The organism is Variovorax sp. 05L425, from assembly GCF_056397705.1.
The window spans coordinates 158,130-174,802 of record NZ_JBFTNY010000010.1; the positions used below are offsets into that span (position 1 = coordinate 158,130).

17 protein-coding genes are annotated in these 16,673 nt (G+C 65.5%); 13 read left to right on the forward strand and 4 right to left on the reverse strand.

Going from position 1 to position 16,673, the window contains the following annotated elements; genetic code table 11:
* The first annotated feature begins 3 nt into the window (after window positions 1-3).
* The 6 genes from AC1DN9_RS13900 (at window position 4) to AC1DN9_RS13925 (ending at window position 6,485) form a co-directional block, all read left to right on the forward strand.
* Window positions 4-660, forward strand: coding sequence for an alpha/beta hydrolase (locus AC1DN9_RS13900; RefSeq protein WP_478101031.1), 657 nt, complete (start codon window positions 4-6; stop codon window positions 658-660).
* Window positions 661-748: 88 nt separating this feature from the next.
* Window positions 749-2,326, forward strand: a complete 1,578-nt coding sequence (gene gshA / locus AC1DN9_RS13905) for a glutamate--cysteine ligase (RefSeq protein ID WP_478101033.1) — start codon at window positions 749-751, stop codon at window positions 2,324-2,326.
* A gap of 125 nt (window positions 2,327-2,451) precedes the next feature.
* Window positions 2,452-2,826, forward strand: a complete 375-nt coding sequence (locus AC1DN9_RS13910; RefSeq protein ID WP_478101035.1) for a response regulator — start codon at window positions 2,452-2,454, stop codon at window positions 2,824-2,826.
* A 43-nt stretch (window positions 2,827-2,869) separates the two neighbouring features.
* Window positions 2,870-4,282: an MFS transporter gene (locus AC1DN9_RS13915; RefSeq protein ID WP_478101037.1), complete on the forward strand. Its 1,413-nt coding sequence runs from the start codon at window positions 2,870-2,872 to the stop codon at window positions 4,280-4,282.
* An 84-nt stretch (window positions 4,283-4,366) separates the two neighbouring features.
* Complete coding sequence (locus AC1DN9_RS13920; protein ID WP_478101043.1) at window positions 4,367-5,284, forward strand: SDR family NAD(P)-dependent oxidoreductase; 918 nt, start codon at window positions 4,367-4,369, stop codon at window positions 5,282-5,284.
* A gap of 43 nt (window positions 5,285-5,327) precedes the next feature.
* Window positions 5,328-6,485 (forward strand): alpha/beta fold hydrolase, encoded by a 1,158-nt coding sequence (locus tag AC1DN9_RS13925; RefSeq protein WP_478101045.1) that lies wholly within the window; start codon window positions 5,328-5,330, stop codon window positions 6,483-6,485.
* A 19-nt stretch (window positions 6,486-6,504) separates the two neighbouring features.
* Here the strand turns inward: AC1DN9_RS13925 and AC1DN9_RS13930 are convergent, their stop codons facing one another.
* On the reverse strand, window positions 6,505-7,629 hold the full coding sequence (locus AC1DN9_RS13930) for an adenylate/guanylate cyclase domain-containing protein (RefSeq protein WP_478101047.1): 1,125 nt from the start codon (window positions 7,627-7,629) through the stop codon (window positions 6,505-6,507).
* A 115-nt stretch (window positions 7,630-7,744) separates the two neighbouring features.
* On the opposite strand from AC1DN9_RS13930, the gene AC1DN9_RS13935 reads away from it, so the two are divergent.
* Genes AC1DN9_RS13935 through AC1DN9_RS13945 form a run of 3 tightly spaced genes read left to right on the forward strand, consistent with a single transcriptional unit; the run spans window position 7,745 to window position 10,208 of the window.
* Window positions 7,745-9,310: a sensor histidine kinase gene (locus tag AC1DN9_RS13935; RefSeq protein ID WP_478101049.1), complete on the forward strand. Its 1,566-nt coding sequence runs from the start codon at window positions 7,745-7,747 to the stop codon at window positions 9,308-9,310.
* Between the two features lie 55 nt (window positions 9,311-9,365).
* Window positions 9,366-9,740, forward strand: coding sequence for a response regulator (locus tag AC1DN9_RS13940; RefSeq protein ID WP_478101051.1), 375 nt, complete (start codon window positions 9,366-9,368; stop codon window positions 9,738-9,740).
* A gap of 21 nt (window positions 9,741-9,761) precedes the next feature.
* Window positions 9,762-10,208, forward strand: coding sequence for a desulfoferrodoxin family protein (locus tag AC1DN9_RS13945; protein WP_478101053.1), 447 nt, complete (start codon window positions 9,762-9,764; stop codon window positions 10,206-10,208).
* A 5-nt stretch (window positions 10,209-10,213) separates the two neighbouring features.
* Here the strand turns inward: AC1DN9_RS13945 and AC1DN9_RS13950 are convergent, their stop codons facing one another.
* Together AC1DN9_RS13950 and AC1DN9_RS13955 are read right to left on the reverse strand one after the other, a co-directional pair.
* A complete protein-coding gene (locus AC1DN9_RS13950; RefSeq protein ID WP_478101133.1) occupies window positions 10,214-10,897 on the reverse strand; it encodes a carboxypeptidase regulatory-like domain-containing protein in 684 nt (227 codons plus the stop codon).
* 5 nt (window positions 10,898-10,902) lie between these two features.
* Window positions 10,903-11,277 (reverse strand): HPF/RaiA family ribosome-associated protein, encoded by a 375-nt coding sequence (locus tag AC1DN9_RS13955; protein ID WP_478101135.1) that lies wholly within the window; start codon window positions 11,275-11,277, stop codon window positions 10,903-10,905.
* Window positions 11,278-11,386: 109 nt separating this feature from the next.
* Between AC1DN9_RS13955 and AC1DN9_RS13960 the strand changes: the two genes are divergently transcribed.
* Complete coding sequence (locus AC1DN9_RS13960) at window positions 11,387-12,310, forward strand: aminotransferase class IV (RefSeq protein WP_478101055.1); 924 nt, start codon at window positions 11,387-11,389, stop codon at window positions 12,308-12,310.
* Here the strand turns inward: AC1DN9_RS13960 and AC1DN9_RS13965 are convergent.
* Window positions 12,237-13,460 carry an acyltransferase family protein gene (locus tag AC1DN9_RS13965; RefSeq protein ID WP_478101057.1) on the reverse strand — a complete coding sequence of 408 codons (1,224 nt, stop codon included), beginning with the start codon at window positions 13,458-13,460 and terminating at the stop codon, window positions 12,237-12,239. The genes AC1DN9_RS13960 and AC1DN9_RS13965 overlap by 74 nt on opposite strands.
* A 175-nt stretch (window positions 13,461-13,635) precedes the next feature.
* On the opposite strand from AC1DN9_RS13965, the gene AC1DN9_RS13970 reads away from it, so the two are divergent.
* The 3 genes from AC1DN9_RS13970 to AC1DN9_RS13980 all read left to right on the forward strand — a co-directional run bounded on the left by AC1DN9_RS13970 (window position 13,636) and on the right by AC1DN9_RS13980 (window position 16,625).
* Window positions 13,636-14,526: a LytTR family DNA-binding domain-containing protein gene (locus AC1DN9_RS13970; protein WP_478101059.1), complete on the forward strand. Its 891-nt coding sequence runs from the start codon at window positions 13,636-13,638 to the stop codon at window positions 14,524-14,526.
* A gap of 55 nt (window positions 14,527-14,581) precedes the next feature.
* Entirely contained in the window at window positions 14,582-15,529 is a 948-nt protein-coding gene (gene ylqF / locus AC1DN9_RS13975; protein WP_478101061.1) for a ribosome biogenesis GTPase YlqF, read from the forward strand.
* A gap of 118 nt (window positions 15,530-15,647) precedes the next feature.
* The gene (locus AC1DN9_RS13980) at window positions 15,648-16,625 is read left to right on the forward strand and encodes a GSU2403 family nucleotidyltransferase fold protein (protein WP_478101063.1); all 978 of its coding nucleotides are present in this window, start codon (window positions 15,648-15,650) and stop codon (window positions 16,623-16,625) included.
* Window positions 16,626-16,673: the final 48 nt, after the last annotated feature.

The window sequence follows — 16,673 nt, forward strand, 5'->3', positions numbered from 1 at the left end:
GCCATGTCACTTCCTCCCATCGAAATCGAAACCGGCCCGAATCCGACGGCCACCGTCCTCCTCATGCACGGCCTTGGCGCCGACGGCAATGATTTCGTGCCGATCTGCAACGAGATGGACCTCTCGGCGGTCGGTCCGGTGCGCTTCGTGTTCCCGAATGCACCGGTCATGCCGGTCACCATCAACGGCGGCTACCGCATGCCCGCCTGGTACGACATCCTCGGCCCCGGGCAGCCCGAAGACGAAGCCGGCCTGCGCCGCTCGCAGGCCGCGATCGAAGCGCTGATCGCCAACGAAAAGACGCGCGGCGTTCCTTTCCAACGCATCGTGGTTGCCGGCTTCTCGCAGGGCTGCGCGATGACCTTCATGACCGCTTTGCGATATCCGGAGCGTCTGGCCGGCATCGTCGGCCTCTCGGGCTATCTCCCGCTGGCCGGCACCGTCGCCGCCGAGCGCAATCCGGCCAACCAGAAAACGCCGATCTTCCAGGCCCACGGCCTGCGCGACGGGGTGATCCCCATCGCCCGCGCAGCTGCCAGCCGCGACGCGCTTTCGGCGCTGGGCTACGACGTGGAATGGCACGAATACCCCATGGAACATTCCGTCTGCATGGAGGAAATCGCCGACCTCAACCGCTACCTGCTGCGCGTCCTGGCCTGAAGTCGAAAGGCCGCTTTTCAGGCCCCCTGCGCGTCTTTCAAGGTTCTGCTACCTTCCAGCCCCACGAAGAACGACGAGCCATATCGATATGAGCAATTTGAAGGAGCGCCTCGACGCGCTCTCGGCTGCACGGCTGAGGGGCGTGCGGCGGGGGATCGAAAAGGAAAGCCTGCGCGCGCAGCCCGACGGCAAGCTCGCGCTGACGCCGCATCCGGCGGCATTGGGCTCCGCGCTCACGCATCCGCACATCACGACCGATTTCAGCGAATCCCAACTCGAACTCATCACCGGCGCGCACAAGGACGTCGAAGCCGCGCTCGAAGAACTCGTACAGGTGCACCAGTTCACCTACCGCGTGCTGGCCGAAGCCGGCGACGAGCGTCTCTGGGTCTCCAGCATGCCCTGCGGCCTGCCGACGGACGAGACCATCCCGATCGGGCGCTATGGCGCCTCGAACGTCGGTCGCGCCAAGAGCGTCTACCGGATGGGCCTGAGCCACCGCTATGGCCGGCGCATGCAGACCATTTCGGGCATTCACTACAACTGGTCGCTGCCCKACGTGTCGAGCGAGCAGTACTTCGCGCTGATTCGCAACTTCCGGCGTCATGCGTTCCTGCTGCTCTACCTGTTCGGTGCGTCGCCGGCGCTGTGCTCGAGCTTCGTCGACGGCCGGCCGCACGAACTGCAGCCGCTGGGCGAGGGCAGCGTGCACATGCCTTACGGCACCTCGCTGCGGATGGGGCGCCTGGGCTACCAGAGCGAGGCTCAAGCGTCACTCGCGGTGAGCTACAACAGCCTCGATGGCTACGGCGCGTCGCTGCAGGATGCGCTGACGCGCCCGTGGCCCGCCTACGAGGCCATCGGCATTCGCAACCTCGGCGGCGACTACAACCAGCTCGCCACGAGCCTGCTGCAGATCGAGAACGAGTTCTACGGCACCATCCGCCCCAAGCGCGTGATCTACCCCGGCGAACGGCCGCTACACGCGCTGCGCGAGCGCGGCGTCGAATACGTCGAAGTGCGCCTGATGGATCTCGACCCGTTCGAGCCGGTCGGCATCAATGCGCAAACCATGCGCTTTCTCGATGTGTTCCTGTTGCACTGCCTGCTGACCGACAGCCCGCCCGACACGAAGCAGGAAATCGGCGATCTCGCGCACAACCAGCATCTGACGGCCGCTCGCGGACGCGAACCCGGCCTGCAACTGCAGCGTGGCAACACGCAGATCGCGCTCACCGAATGGGGCGCCGAGCTGCTGCGGGAATTCGAGCCGATCGCCGACGCACTGGACGCTGCGCATGGCGGCTCGAAGCATGCCGAAGCCGTGCGCGCGGCCGGGGCTGCCCTGAGCGACCCGGCGATCCTGCCGTCGGCGCGCGTGCTGGCGGCAATGAAATCGCACAACGATTCCTTCGTCGCCTTCGTGCGCGCGCAGTCCGAGACAACCCGCGAGACCTTGCTGGCACTGCCGTTCTCGGCCGAACAGCGCGCGGAATTCGAGCACATGACACAGACATCGATCGACGCGCAGAAACGCATCGAAGCCGCAGACACCATGCCGTTCGAGATCTACCGCGAGCAGTACGTCTCGCCGGCCCGCCTGGGCTTCAAGAATCATTGGGCGGAGACTCCGGCAGGGCCGGTGAGCCAGCGCGCGGCACTCTGAGGCGCCGGCCGGGTAGGTTCCAGCCTACCCGGATTGGCCCCCCGGACTCACGAGGGCGTCACGATTGTTGGAGATGATGGCATCAAGGGCGCACGCCCTGCATTCAGCCTGACTGCCATCGTTCCATGACCTTCAAGACCTACCTGGTTGAAGACAATCCCATCATCCGTGACAACCTCGCTGGATTCCTGGAGGACATCACCGATGCGGTCGTGGTCGCGCACGCCACCGGCGAGGACGAAGCCGTCGCGTGGCTGCGAGGGCATCACGATGACTGGGACGTCGCCATCGTCGACCTCTTCCTCGCACAGGGCAACGGTCTCGGCGTGGTCGATGCGTGCCGCAAGCGCTCGGCGCATCAGAAGATCGTCGTCCTCAGCAACTACGCGACGCCGGACATGCGAGCGCGCTCCAGAGCCATGGGCGCCGACGCTTTCTTCGACAAGTCCGCCGAGATCGATCAACTGCTGGACTACTGCGAGCGCCTGAGCAAGAAGTAGCCCTCGTGCCGAAAGGTGGGCACGCTGCTATCGTCCAGCCTTCATGACCCATTCCTACCGCCGGATCGTTCCGGTGATCGTCGCCTCGCCGCTTTTCCTCCAGAACCTCGATACCTCCGTGATGGCGACCGCGCTGCCCAGCATCGCGCGTGCGCTCGATGTCAGCGTCCTGCACCTCAATCTCGCGATTACCTCGTATCTGCTGAGCATCGCGGTGTTTCTTCCGGTGAGCGGCTGGCTTTCGGAGCGGATCGGTCCCAGGCGCGTCTTCATAGCCGCGGTGGCCATGTTTTCCCTCGGCTCGACGCTCTGCGGCGCCGCGTACTCGCTGCCGCAACTGGTGGCGTTTCGCGTGCTGCAGGGTCTCGGCGGCGCGATGATGCTGCCGGTGGGCCGGTTGATCCTGTTGCGCAGCGTTCCGCCGGAGCAGATGGTTTCGGCGATGGTCTGGTTCACCGTGCCGCCGGCCGTCGGTCGGCTGGCCGGTCCCTTGTTCGGCGGGTTGATCGTCACGCTGGTCTCGTGGCGCTGGATCTTCCTCATCAACATTCCCTTCGGCCTGCTGGCCATCGCCGGCGCGCTGCGGTGGATCGACGATCTGCCGGAGGACAGCACGCCCACGCCGTTCGATGCGGACGGCTTTGTCATGCTGGCGCTCGGCCTCACCGCCTTGCTCGGCAGCCTGGAAATGGGCGGCAAAGCGCTGCTGCCCGCCACCGCGATCTGGGCGATGGCAGCCGTTGGCGTGTTCGCCGTGCTGGCCTATCACTGGCGCAGCCGACGCAAGTCCCACCCGCTGATCGACCTCGGGATCCTCCGGCATCCGACCTATCGCGCCTCGGTGATCGGCGGCACGCCGCTGCGCATTGCGATCGGCGCATCGCCATTCCTGCTGCCGCTCATGCTTCAACTGGGCTTCGGTCTTTCGCCGCTGACATCGGGCAGTCTGACGATGGCGACCGCCATCGGCTCGCTGGCCACGCGCACGGTGATGGCGCGTGCCATCCGCGCCCTTGGTTTTCGCACGCTGCTGATCGGCGCCACCTGCCTGACGAGCCTTTTCTATTTCAGCTGCGGCTTCTTCCGCCCGAGCACGCCGCATGCCGCCATCTTCGTCACGCTGCTGTTCGGCGGCCTGGTCAATTCCATGGCGATGGTCTCACTGCAGACGCTCGGCTTCTCGGAGATCCCCAAGCCCCGCATGAGCCATGCCGCGACGCTCAACAGCATGGCGCAACAGTTGTCGCTGACCCTGGGCGTGACGCTGGCCGCCACGCTGGTTTCGCTCGCCGCGCGGTTCCACGGCAACCCTGCGGATCGCCTCACGACCGATGACTTCCTGCCCGCCTTCGGCGTGATCGGCGCGATGACGCTGCTGTCGCTGTTGTCGTTTCGCAAGCTTTCGAAGGATGAGGGGGCGGGCCTGCGCCTGGCCCCGGGCGAGCGCAAAGGGTAGGGCACTGGCACGCCGGGGACGGGAGCGAGCCTGCTTTTCGGGTAAAAAGCGTCGCGTCAACGACTCCTACGAAAGCATTCCGGAATGAGCAATCTCGATTTCAAGGGCCGCGTGGCCATCGTCACCGGCGCGGGCAACGGCCTGGGCCGCCAGCATGCGCTGGGCCTTGCCGCGCGCGGCGCCAAGGTTCTGGTCAACGACCTGGGCGGCGCGCGCGACGGCTCCGGCGGCTCGGTGAGCGCGGCGCAGGCGGTGGTCGACGAGATCAAGGCCGCGGGCGGCGAGGCGATCGCCAATGGCGCCTCCGTCACTGACTTCGAGGCCGTGCAGGCCATGGTGCGGCAGGCCGTCGATGCCTGGGGCCGCGTCGACATCCTGGTGAACAACGCCGGCATCCTGCGCGACAAGAGCTTCGCCAAGATGGAACTGGCCGACTTTCGCCTCGTCATGGACGTTCACCTGATGGGCGCCGTCCACTGCACCAAGGCCGTCTGGGCGCTCATGAACGAGCAGAAATACGGCCGCATCGTGATGACCACCTCGTCCTCCGGCCTCTACGGCAATTTTGGCCAGAGCAACTACGGCGCCGCCAAGCTCGCGCTGGTCGGCCTCATGCAGACGCTGAGCATCGAAGGCGCCAAGAACGACATCCGCGTGAACTGCCTGGCACCGACGGCGGCCACGCGCATGACCGAAGACCTGATGTCCGAGGAAGTCCTCAACGCGCTCAAGCCCGAAGCCGTGGTGCCGGCGATGCTGGTGCTGGCCTCGCAGGACGCGCCGAACCGTGCCATCCTTTGCGCGGGTGCCGGTGTCTTCGAAGCTGCGCACATCACCCTGACGCAGGGCACCTGGATCGGGCTCGACGCCGATGCGCCGGAGCAGCTTGCCGCACGTCTCGCCGAAGTGACCGACCGCAATGGCGAGATCGTGCCTCAAAGCGGCGCGGCGCAGGGCTCCAACGAGGTGGGCAAGGCCATGGCGAACGCGCGCCGGCACTGACAATCAAGCTTCCGCCCCGGGAGCGGCTTGCAAGGAGAAAGGCATGATCGACGAATCGACACTTGACCCTTTGCCGTTGCCCGCGGGCATCCGTTCGCGCTTCGTCGACAACAGCAACGGCCTCTCGATGCACGTGCTGGAGGCCGGCTTCGAGTCGCCCGACCGGCCGTGCGTGTTGTTGCTCCACGGTTTCCCCGAGCTGGCCTACAGCTGGCGCAAGGTGATGCTGCCGCTTGCCGAGGCCGGCTTTCACGTGGTGGCGCCCGACCAGCGCGGCTACGGGCGCACCACTGGCTGGCAGCAGGGCTTCGAGGCCGATCTCGATGAGTTCCGGATGCTCAATCTCGTGCGCGACGCATGGGGCCTGGTCGCCGCCGTGGGCCATCGCACCGTCGCCGCGGTGGTCGGCCATGACTTCGGTTCACCGGTGGCCGCGTGGTGCGCGCTGGTACGGCCCGACGTGTTCCGTTCGGTCGTCCTGATGAGCGCGCCCTTCGGCGGCGCGCCTGCGATTCCCTTCGATTCGGCCGCCTCCGCGGCGCCGCCTTCCGGCCTCGCGGGCATCGCCACGCTCCACGACGGACTTGCCGCGCTTTCGCCGCCGCGCAAGCACTACCAGTGGTACTACTCGACGCCCGAAGCCGACGGCGATATGGGGCGTGCACCGCAGGGCCTGAACGCATTCCTGCGGGCCTACTACCACGTCAAGAGCGCGGACTGGCCTGCCAACAAGCCGTTTCGCCTGGAGTCGCTCACCGCCGACGAATTGGGGAAGCTGCCCACTTACTACGTGATGGAAGCGGACAAGAGCATGGCGGAAACGGTGGCCGCCGAGATGCCGACGGCCGAGCAGATCGCGGCCTGTCGCTGGCTTCCCGACGACGAACTCGCGGTATACGCCGGCGAATACGCCCGCACCGGGTTCCAGGGCGGATTGCAGTGGTATCGCTGCGCCACCGGCGGGCGATACACGGCGGAACTCCAGATCTGGTCGGGCCGCACGATCGACGTGCCCTCGTGCTTCATTGCGGGCCGGCGCGACTGGGGCATCTACCAGAAGCCTGGCGACTTCGAGGCGATGGAGGCCAGCGTCTGCACGCACTTGACCGGCGTCCACATCGTCGGCGGCGCGGGCCACTGGGTCCAGCAGGAACAACCCGAGGAAGTGACTCGACTTCTTCTTGCGTTCCTGCGACGCTAGCCGCGCGGGCCTTCAGCCTTCAGGGCGCGGGCGCCCTCATCCCATGGACACTGAAGCAGTCAATGGGCCGCTGGAACCCCTTCAGGCTGAGCGCCTGGGGCGGCTCCACTTCCAGCAGCGATTCCAGCTGCGCGAAGACCTTCCGCGAAATCAGGATCTGGTTGGCCTCCGCCTCGCCGCACAGCCTCGCAGCAAGATTGGTGACGGTGCCGATCGCACCGTAGTCCCAGCGACCTTCGAAGCCGATGGCGCCGATCGTGGCAAATCCTTGGGCGATGCCGATGCCCAGGCCGAGCGAATAGCCGCGACGCACCCACGCTTCGGCGATCGAGCCCACCCGTTCGCGGATGGCCAGCGACATCCGTACCGCGCGCTCCGCCGCATCGGGAATCGGCACCGGGTCGTTGAAGAACACCATCATCCCGTCGCCCGTGAAGCGCTCGAGCGTGCCTTCATGCGCGAGGATCAGTTCGCCGGTCGCCGCGTGGTACTGGCGCAGCACGCCCATGACGTCTTCAGGCTCCGCGCTCTCCGCGAAGGCCGTGAAGCCACGCAGATCCAGGAACACCACGGTGATCTCGCGCCGATGGCTTTGCAAAGGGTCTTCGGCGTCGCCGCTGACGATGAGGTCTGCCAGTTGCGGCGAGAAGAAGCGTCGCAGCCGGCCGACGCGTTCGAGTTCGCTGACCTGGGTCGCGACGCGGCGCTCGAGTGAAGCGTTCCAGTCTTTCACCTCTGCCACCAGCGATTCGACCTGGTCGTGCAGCCGCTTGATTCGCAGCATCGAGCGCACCCGCGCGGCCAGCGCGGCGTGGTCCACCGGCTTCGTGAGGTACTCGTCGCCGCCGGCCTCCAGCCCCGCGATGACGTCCTTCAGGTCGGCCATGGCCGTCACCATGATGATCGGCGTGAAGGGAAAGTCCGGGTCCGCGCGCAGGCGGCGGCAAACCTCCAGGCCGTCCAGCTTGGGCATCATCACGTCGAGCAGGATGAGGTCGGGGGCGAGTTCGCGTGCCGCCTGCAGGCCCTCCAGTCCGTCGGCGGCCGAGACCACTTCATAGCCTTCGCTGGCCAGGCGGGTCTGCAGAATCTTGACGTTGGTCGCGTTGTCGTCGACGATGAGGATGCGTGGGGGGGTTCTCACCGTCAATTCTCCCGAGGCAAAAAATGTAGCGGCTTCGTGGTGGATCCACAAGGCAAGGCTGCGGGGCCCGGCGAGGAGGGTCGCCATCAAACTCGAACAGCTTGTAACGCGGGTGTTGAAACAATCACCTTTTGCCGGGCTGGTGCAAGGGGTCGCGCGCGTTCGTGCCTCCGTGCACACCAAGCTGCTGCTGGCGTTCCTGATCATCACGCTCCTGTTCATCGCGATGGCGGTGGCCAGCCTGCTCATCCTCGTGAACACCACCGAGCAGAGTCGTCTGCTCGACCAGGCGCATGAACGGGTGAGCTGGGCGCAGGAGAGCCAGCATGCGCTGGACCGTCAGATGCACTTCACGGCGCTGGCGCTGCTGTCGAAGGACGAGGCCGCCATCGAGCGTGTCCTGCGCGAGAACAACCGCTTCAACGAAACGCTGGCCAAGCTGGATACGGCCGCCGCCGGGCAGAAGGACCTGATCGACCAGATCCGCGCTTCGCAGGACGACGCCATGGGCGTGGTGGCCGACATTGCCAACGCGATCCGCGACGGCAAGCTCGGGGACGTCACCGCCGATCTGCTGCGGCGCGAGGAAGTGCTCGACAACCAGATCGCGTCGCGCATGGGGCAGCTCGTCCAGGTCGAGCAAAGCCGGATGGCCCAGCTTCGCGACAGCGTCGGCGCGGCCAACCGCCGATCGCTGATCCTCACGTCCGTCTTCGCGGTGACCGCAGTGCTGCTCGCGTGGCTGTGCGGGTTCGTGATCTCGTGGTCCTTCATCCTCCCGGTGCGCGCGGCGGGTGTTTTCATGGACGATGTCGCAGCCGGAAACTTCGGGCGCAGAATCTCGGTCCCCAACCGTGACGAGTTCGGAGTGCTCGCCGACCGGATGAACCACATGAGCGAGCAACTGAATCGTTTCGACGAATCCCAGCGGCAGGCGGCCGCGAAGCTCGTGGATCTCAATGAGCAGCTCTCGCGCGCGAGCAAGGCCAAGTCCGAGTTCCTGGCCAACATGAGCCACGAACTGCGCACGCCGATGAACGCGATCCTCGGCTTCAGCGAAATGATGATCGACGGAATCTACGGCGACATTCCGCCCGATCTGAAGGAGCCGCTCACGGACATCCAGGTCAACGGCCGCAACCTGCTGCGGCTGATCAACGAGGTGCTCGACCTGTCCAAGATCGAGGCCGGGCGCATGGAACTGGCGCTCAACGACTATGCGGTCAGCGATGTGGTCAATACCGTGCGATCGTCCCTGCGCTCCATCGCCGCGGAGAAGGGGCTCGACTTCACCGCGCACGTGCCCGAGGATCTGCCCGTGGCCTACGGCGACAGCGGCCGGCTCGCGCAGTGCCTGACCAACCTGGCCGGCAATGCACTGAAGTTCACGCGGCAGGGTCGGGTCGACATCGCCGTCAAGCTGGAGAGCGACGAACTGATCTACAGCGTCTCGGACACCGGCATCGGCATCGCGCAGGGCGACCTCGACAACATCTTCACGGAGTTTCGCCAGGTCGATACGACCATCACGCGCGAATTCGGCGGCACGGGGCTCGGGCTCAGCATCTCGAAGAAGTTCGTCGAGAGGCTCGGCGGGCGCATCTGGGTCGAAAGCGAACTGGGGAAGGGCTCCACCTTCCTGTTTTCCGTGCCGTTGCGCGCGGGCGAAAGAAATGAATGAGCCGCTGGGCCGCTCCCGAGGCGAATACCGCAGTGCGTAGCACGGAGGTTGGCTTATGACCGAGCGAAAGATCCTCTACGTCGAGGACAACGAATACAACCGCAAGATCGTCCGGCAGTTGCTCAAGCGCTCTGCCTGTCGGCTGATCGAGGCGGCCGACGGCGAGACCGGCGTCGCGCTGGCGCAGCAGGAGTTGCCCGATCTCATCCTGATGGACGTGCAGCTTCCGAAGTTGTCCGGGCTCGACGCCACGCGGCTGCTCACCACCGAGGCGGCGACGCGCCACATTCCGATCATCGTGATCACCTCGTATGCCTTGAGCGGCGACCGCGAGAAGGCGCTGCAGGCTGGTGCCGCCAGCTACCTTGCCAAGCCCTACAGCCCGAGCGAACTGCTCGCGATGGTCAAGCAGTTTCTCCCCGACATCTGAGCATCCAAACGAGGGGGTTTCATGACGACGACCGTTCGAAAAGCGCAGCATCTCGCCATCGTCGCGACGGGCCTGGCCATGGGCTTCGGCGCTCTCGGGGTGCGCGCGGAGGAAGAGCAGGCCCAGCAATTCACGCCGGAGTTCCGCGAAGTTCACAAAAGCTTCGACGCCAAGCACACACCCAAGATCACCGCGCCGGCCAGCGTGCGCCGCGGCGAATGGTTCAACGTGACGATCAGCGTCGGTGCCGATTCACAGCATCCGTCGCTCCAGGAGCATTTCGTGCGCTACATCGCGCTCTACAAGGACTCGGTGGAGATCGCGCGTGCCTACCTGCATCCGGTCTATTCGTCGCCGACCGTGACGTTCACGATCGCGCTCGACGAAGGCGGCTCGCTCCGGGCCGTCGAAGAGCCGACGCACTCTGCGGCCTGGGAGACAACGAAGAAGATCACCGTTGTTCCTTGATGGCGTCAGCGGGGCTTCAGTTCGACCGTTAGTTGCGCGGGCTGCTGATCGCTCACGGTGACGGTCGCCGGCACCGTGCCCAGGCGTTCATGCCATACCTGCAGCTTGTATTGGCCAGGCGGAAGATTGTCGAACGCGAACGTGCCGTCGGCGCCGGTGACCGCATAGAAGCGGTGCGCTGCAACGACCACCCAGGCCGTCATCCAGGCATGCAGGTCGCAATTGATGCGCACGATCTCGGGCTCGGCGAAGGTGATCGGAATCGTCCGGCCCATCGGCTGCGTGCGGTTGAAGGAGACGTTGGCCTTCGGGGTGGCATGGATGTTGTGGAGCAGCCGGTCGCTGTTGAGGAAGTCCACCGTCCCGCCGGCCGGAACCACGACAACCCTCGGGATGAACGCGCATCCCTTCTGGTCGACCTCGACCTTCTGGCTCACCGGCGGCGTGGCACCGGCGGGCGCGTTCTCGATCCAGACGACGGCGTTGCGGATCTCGCGGTTCGGCGAAACCTGCAGGTCGTCGGCGGGCTTTTCAGTGCCGCACAAGTACTGGTCGATCGTGACGGGCACCTTGGCCGGCGCCGGGGCAGGGCCGCCAAAGACGACCTTGCCCTTCACGCTGCCCGCAAGGCTGTGGCCGGACAGACCGCACGCCAGAAGCAGCGACGCCAGGAGGCCGAGGGCCCGCACACGGTTCAAGGGGCATTCTCCTCGGCATCGGGCGCGTCGGCGCCGGTGCGGATGGACTCGCGATGGCGGTGGTTGTAGAGGCGGCCGAGGACGCTCTCGATGGAGCGCTTCAGCTTGTCGGACGCGCCGCGAAACGCTTCGTCGAGATTCGGTGCGTGCTGGGTGACAGCCAGCGGCTGATGATGGGCGAGCCGGGCCTCCATGACACATCGCTTGGCGCCGCCGCTGCTGGCATCGTGGTTCTCGTCGCTGAGATGGATTTCGACGCGCGTGACGTCTTCGATGAAGCGGCTCAGGCTCTGCCGTATCTGGCCGTCGGCCCAACGTTCCAGCGCGTCCTTGTTTTCGATGCCGTTGCTCGTTCTGACCTGAATCTGCATGCTGATCCCTTTCGCGCCTGATGGACGAGCCTCTAGCATGCGGGCAGTTGGCCCCGCGGCTTCAATGTCCACAATGGCCGTGCATTCATTCGAAGGAGCTTCGCGATCCATGAATTCCCTCGTCCAACCCGATTTTTCGAAGGGTGTCGCCTTCGTCCGGGGCCAATATGTGCCCATCGCCGAGGCCGCGATCCCCATCACCGACTGGGGCTTTCTGCGGTCCGACGCCACCTATGACGTGGTCACGGTCTGGGAAGGGGCCTTCTTCAGGCTCGACGCGCACCTCGAACGCTTCATGCGCAGCTGCGAGCGCTTTCGCCTCGATGCCGGCCTCACGCCCGAGCAGATCATCGCGGTGCTGACCGAATGCGTGCGCAAGAGCGGCCTGCGCAGTTCGTATGTCGAAATGATCGCGACGCGCGGGCAGCCGCCGTGGGGCTCGCGCGATCCGCGCCAGGCAGTCAACCAGTTCTACGCTTTCGCTGTGCCCTTCGTGTGGATCGCGAACGAGGCGCAGCGCCAGCGCGGCTTGCACGTGCAGGTGAGCGACGTGCAGCGCATTTCGGCGCGGTCGGTCGATCCCAAGGCCAAGAACTACCACTGGAACGATCTGACCATGGGGCTCCTGGGTGCGCTCGACGCGGGCGCCGACACCGTCGTGCTGACCGACGGGGCGGGCAATGTCGTGGAGGGGCCCGGCTTCAACATCTTCTGCGTGCGCGACGGCGTGGTCGTCACGCCGGAAGAGGGGGTGCTCGAAGGCGTATCGCGCCGCACCGTGATCGAGATCGCGCAGAAGCTCGGCATGCGCGTCGAATTGCGCCATCTTCCTGCCGACGAACTGCGTGGTGCCGACGAAGCCTTCCTKAGCACTTCGGGCGGCGGCGTGCTGCCCGTGACCCAGGTGGATGACCAGGTGGTCGGCCAAGGCTCGCCGGGCCCGGTCACGCAGCGGCTGCTCAAGACCTACTGGGAGTGGCACGGCGACCCGGCCTACAGTCGTCGGATCGACTATCGGGATGAACTGAATTGACCGCGCGCTCCAGTCGTTTGAGCCCGAACAGCGGCCTCAGCCACCGGAGGCGCCGGATCAGCCCGTCGCTCAGCGCCCAGCATCCGAGCACCGTGACGGCGACGATCAGCACCGGCTCCAGCACCGGCCCGAGTTGCATCGATGCCAGCGCCACGGCGCCGATGATGATGAGCGTCTGGTGCAGCATGTGCCACGGATAGACCGAGTCGTTGGCCCAGTCGAGCCAGGGCCACGGACGGTTCAGGTGGCGGTACGCGAAGCCCACAATGGCCGCAATCGCCGTCCAGAGATACGCCGCGCGCAGCACGCGCGTGATCCAGGCGGCGTTCGAGGCGTCGATACCCGACAGCCTGAGCATCACGAAGGCGGCGATGCAGCCCAGCGCGAGCGCCAGCGACCACCGGCGCAGCCTTTCCAGTTCGCGCCAGATGCCTTCGTCGACGCCCATCCACACGCCGTAGAGAAATACCGTGAAATACAGCGCGTGAAGGTACCAGTCGCGCACCAGGTTGTGGGTGGCCGGGAAGCGCGGCGCCAGCACCAGCGTGAACAGGAGCAGCGGAAGGACCGGGATCGCCAGCAGCCGCCAGCGCCTGAGCCCGAGGAAGGCGGCCCGAAGCCTGGCGCCGGGGCCGGAGCGCATCGCCGGCGTCAGGAGCGCCAGGATGGCCGTGTAGACGAACAGGTAGGGCAGGTACCACAGGTGGTTCCAGGTCATCGGGAATTCCGAGCCGTCGAAGGCGCCCTTGGGCCACGGGCCGCCCGCGAGGTAATGCACCATGAAGGCGCTGAAGCCCGGCGCCACCAGCCCGTTGGAAACGCCCTGCGCGTAGGCCTGGTAGGGCACGACCACCGCCATGCCGAAGACCAGCGGCAGCAGCAGCCGGAAGGCGCGCAGCCGGATCACCGCCATCGGCGTGCGACCCCGGCTCAGGAAGCCGAAGGCCACGCCGGAAATCAGGAACACCAGGTCCATGCGCCAAATGTTGACGACCAGCATCGGCCACCGCAGCCATTCGGCCGCGTGCGGGCTCTTGAGGTGCCAGGGCCAGCCGGCCACGTAGTACATGCCCACGTGGTAGAGGATGAGCAGCAGAAAAGCCAGCGCCCGCAGGGCGTCGATGTCGTGTCGTCGGTTCGTCGTCGTCATGCCGTGCTCCTTGAACGAAGGAGGCGATGCTCCGGCGACAGGCCGGGGTGTGGGGCGGCGGGGGGACGATCGCCGGGCGTTTTGTGACGAACGGTGGCCCCTGAGGGACGAAAAATCCCGTCACGCGGCCTGATTCGTGAGAATCCGGGGCAGTGCGAAGCACGGAGGTTTGTCAATGAGCGAAGCTGGGATGAACCTGTTCGAGCGTTACCAGCCTTACCGGCGATGGGCCGAGGCGGGCTTCTGGGTGCTCATGATGGCGGTTCAGGCCACCTTCAGCACCGTCGTCGCCGTGATCGACGTGCGTGATGCCGGCCGGCAGATCCCGATCTGGCAACCGGTGACGTGGGAGCTGACCAGCCACCTGGCCTTGCTCGCGCTGGTGCCCGCGGTGATCGCTTTCGAGCGGCGTTTTCCGATCAGCCGTGCCCAATGGCGCCGAAGCCTGGTGGCGCACCTGCTGGGAAGCGTCGTCTTCAGCCTGGCGCACGTGGTCCTGATGGTCGGCCTGCGGCACCTCGTCTATGCCTGGGCGGGCAGCCGCTACGACTTCGGCGACTGGTTGGCCAAATGGCCCTACGAATACCTGAAGGACGCGCGCACCTATCTGCTGTTCCTGGTCGCGATCGTCAGCTACCGGGTTTTCATGCTGCGGCTGCAGGGCGAGGCGCGGGTTCTCGACCCGCCGGAGGGCGCGGCGATGCCGGCCGAGGCGCCGGAAGCGTCCGAAGTGCCCGGAACACCGCTACGCCCCGACCGCTTCCTCGTGCGCAAGCTGCGGCGCGAATTCCTGATCGCCGCCAGCGACATCGACTGGCTGCAGGCCCAGGGCAACTACGTCGGCCTGCGCGTGAACGGGCATGACTACCTGCTGCGCGCCACGATGACGGACTTTCTCGCGCAACTCGACCCGGCGCGCTATGTGCGCGTGCACCGCAGCTACGCCGCCAACCTGGACCGCATCGCCGAGATCGAGCCCCTCGACGGCGGCGACGCGCGCCTGCATATGCGCGACGGCACGCACATTCCATGCAGCCGCCGCTACCGGCCGGCGCTGCGGGCCTGAGGGCCGGGCGGCGACAATCCCCGGTCGTTCCCACAGACAGAGAAAGACATTCGCGATGGCCATCCAGTGGTTCCCCGGTCACATGCATCTGACCAAGAAGGCCATCGCCGAGCGCATCAAGGACATCGACGTCGTCATCGAACTGCTCGATGCCCGCTTGCCCGGCTCCAGCGCCAATCCGATGCTGGCCGAACTCACCGGCCACAAGCCGGGCCTCAAGGTGCTCAACAAGCAGGACTTGGCCGACCCCGAATGCACGACACGTTGGCTGGCGCACTACAACGCGCAAGCCGATACGCGCGCCATCGGCCTCGACGCGGGCCAGACCGCACCGGCCCGGCAACTGATCGACGCCTGCCATGCGCTGGCCCCCCAGCGCGGCGGCATGGCCAAGCCGATGCGGGTGCTGATCTGCGGCATTCCCAATGTTGGCAAGTCGACGCTCATCAACACGCTCACCGGCAGCCGCAAGGCCAAGACCGGCGACGAGGCCGGCATCACCAAGCTGGAGCAGCGCATCACGCTGGCCGACGACTTCTATTTGTGGGACACGCCCGGCATGCTGTGGCCGCGCATCATCGTCGCCAAGAGCGGCTACAACCTGGCCGCGAGCGGCGCGGTGGGCCGCAATGCCTTCGACGAGGAAGAGGTGGCGTTGGAACTGCTTTCGTACCTGAAGCAGCACTATGCGGGTCTGGTCGAAGCGCGCTTCAAGCTCGACCCGATCGCCGGCCTGAGCGACGAGCAGGTGCTCGAAGCCATCGGCCGCAAGCGCGGCGCGCTGCTGGGCAAGGGCCGCGTGAACCTGCAGAAGGCGGCGGAGATCGCGATGCACGAGTTCCGCAGCGGCAACCTGGGGCGCATCACGCTGGAAACGCCGGAAGAGTTCACGCAGTGGCTAGCGGCCGGGCAACTGCTGGACGCGGAGCGCAAGGCTAGGAAAGAGGCGCGAACGGCCAAGAAGCGGGCGACTGAGGGCGATGGCGCGGATTCTGATAGGTAACTATATGAATTTAAACGGTTTTCACTGTAAAAATGAAATCAACAATAATCTAGTGAAAAGCGAGATAAGTTATTGAAAATAATACGTTTTCACTATAAATAATGATTTATATTAATTCATGGTGAAAACGGCAACCGGCATCATCGAAATCGGCGACAGCCAGAAGCGGCAGTACATCGACGCCGAAAGCGTTTTCGATGAACTGCGTCGCGTGCGCAGGGAGGCCGCACAGACGCGTGGCAGCATGATCTGGAGAGAGATCTCCGGCCGGCGATATCTGATTCGGACGTCCTCGAAGGGTAGCCACAAGTCGTTGGGGCCGGAAGGCCCCGAGACACTGCAGATCTTCAAGAACTTCATCGAACGAAAGGCCGCGACGGCCGAGCGGCTGGCAACCATCGAGAAGGCGTTCGACGAGCAACGGCGCCTCAATCGCGCATTGCGGGTCGGGCGCGTTCCGCCGGTGGTAGTCGATGTGCTGAACGCGCTGGACAAGGAAGGATTCTCGGAGCATTTCACCGTGGTGGGCACGCACGCGCTCTACGCGTACGAGAGTGCGTGCGGCGTTCGCTTCATGCCTCAGGCAATGGCGACGAGGGACATCGACCTGTTGTTCGACACGCGCAAGCACCTCAAATTCTTCTCACGCATGAAGGCATCGGAGGCCTCGTTTCTTGGACTTCTCAAGAAAGCTGACAAGACCTTCGTCCGCTTGGAGCGCCAGAAGGAGACAGCCCGGAACGCCGCAGGTTTCGAAGTCGACGTCATACGCCGCATCGCAAAAGACAAGGACCCGCATCCCTTGCGCATGAGCGATGACGAAGGGGATGTCTGGTCAGTGCAGGCCTCGACGGGCGATCGGATCCTGGGTTCGCCGAGGTTCAGCCAGATGGTCGTATCGACGACCGGCGAGATGGCGATCATGCACACCATGCATCCGCTCGACTTCGTCAGCGTCAAACGGGCTCTGGCCGCCTATCCAACACGCGAGCCGCTCAAGCGCTCCAAGGATCTGATGCAGGCGGACTTGATCGAAGAACTCGTGAATGCCTACATGCCCCAGTATCTGCGCGAGCCGCCGCGACCTGCGACGTGAATTGAGCTTCCATGAGGGACTTCCGATTCATGGTCGATGCCAATCGGC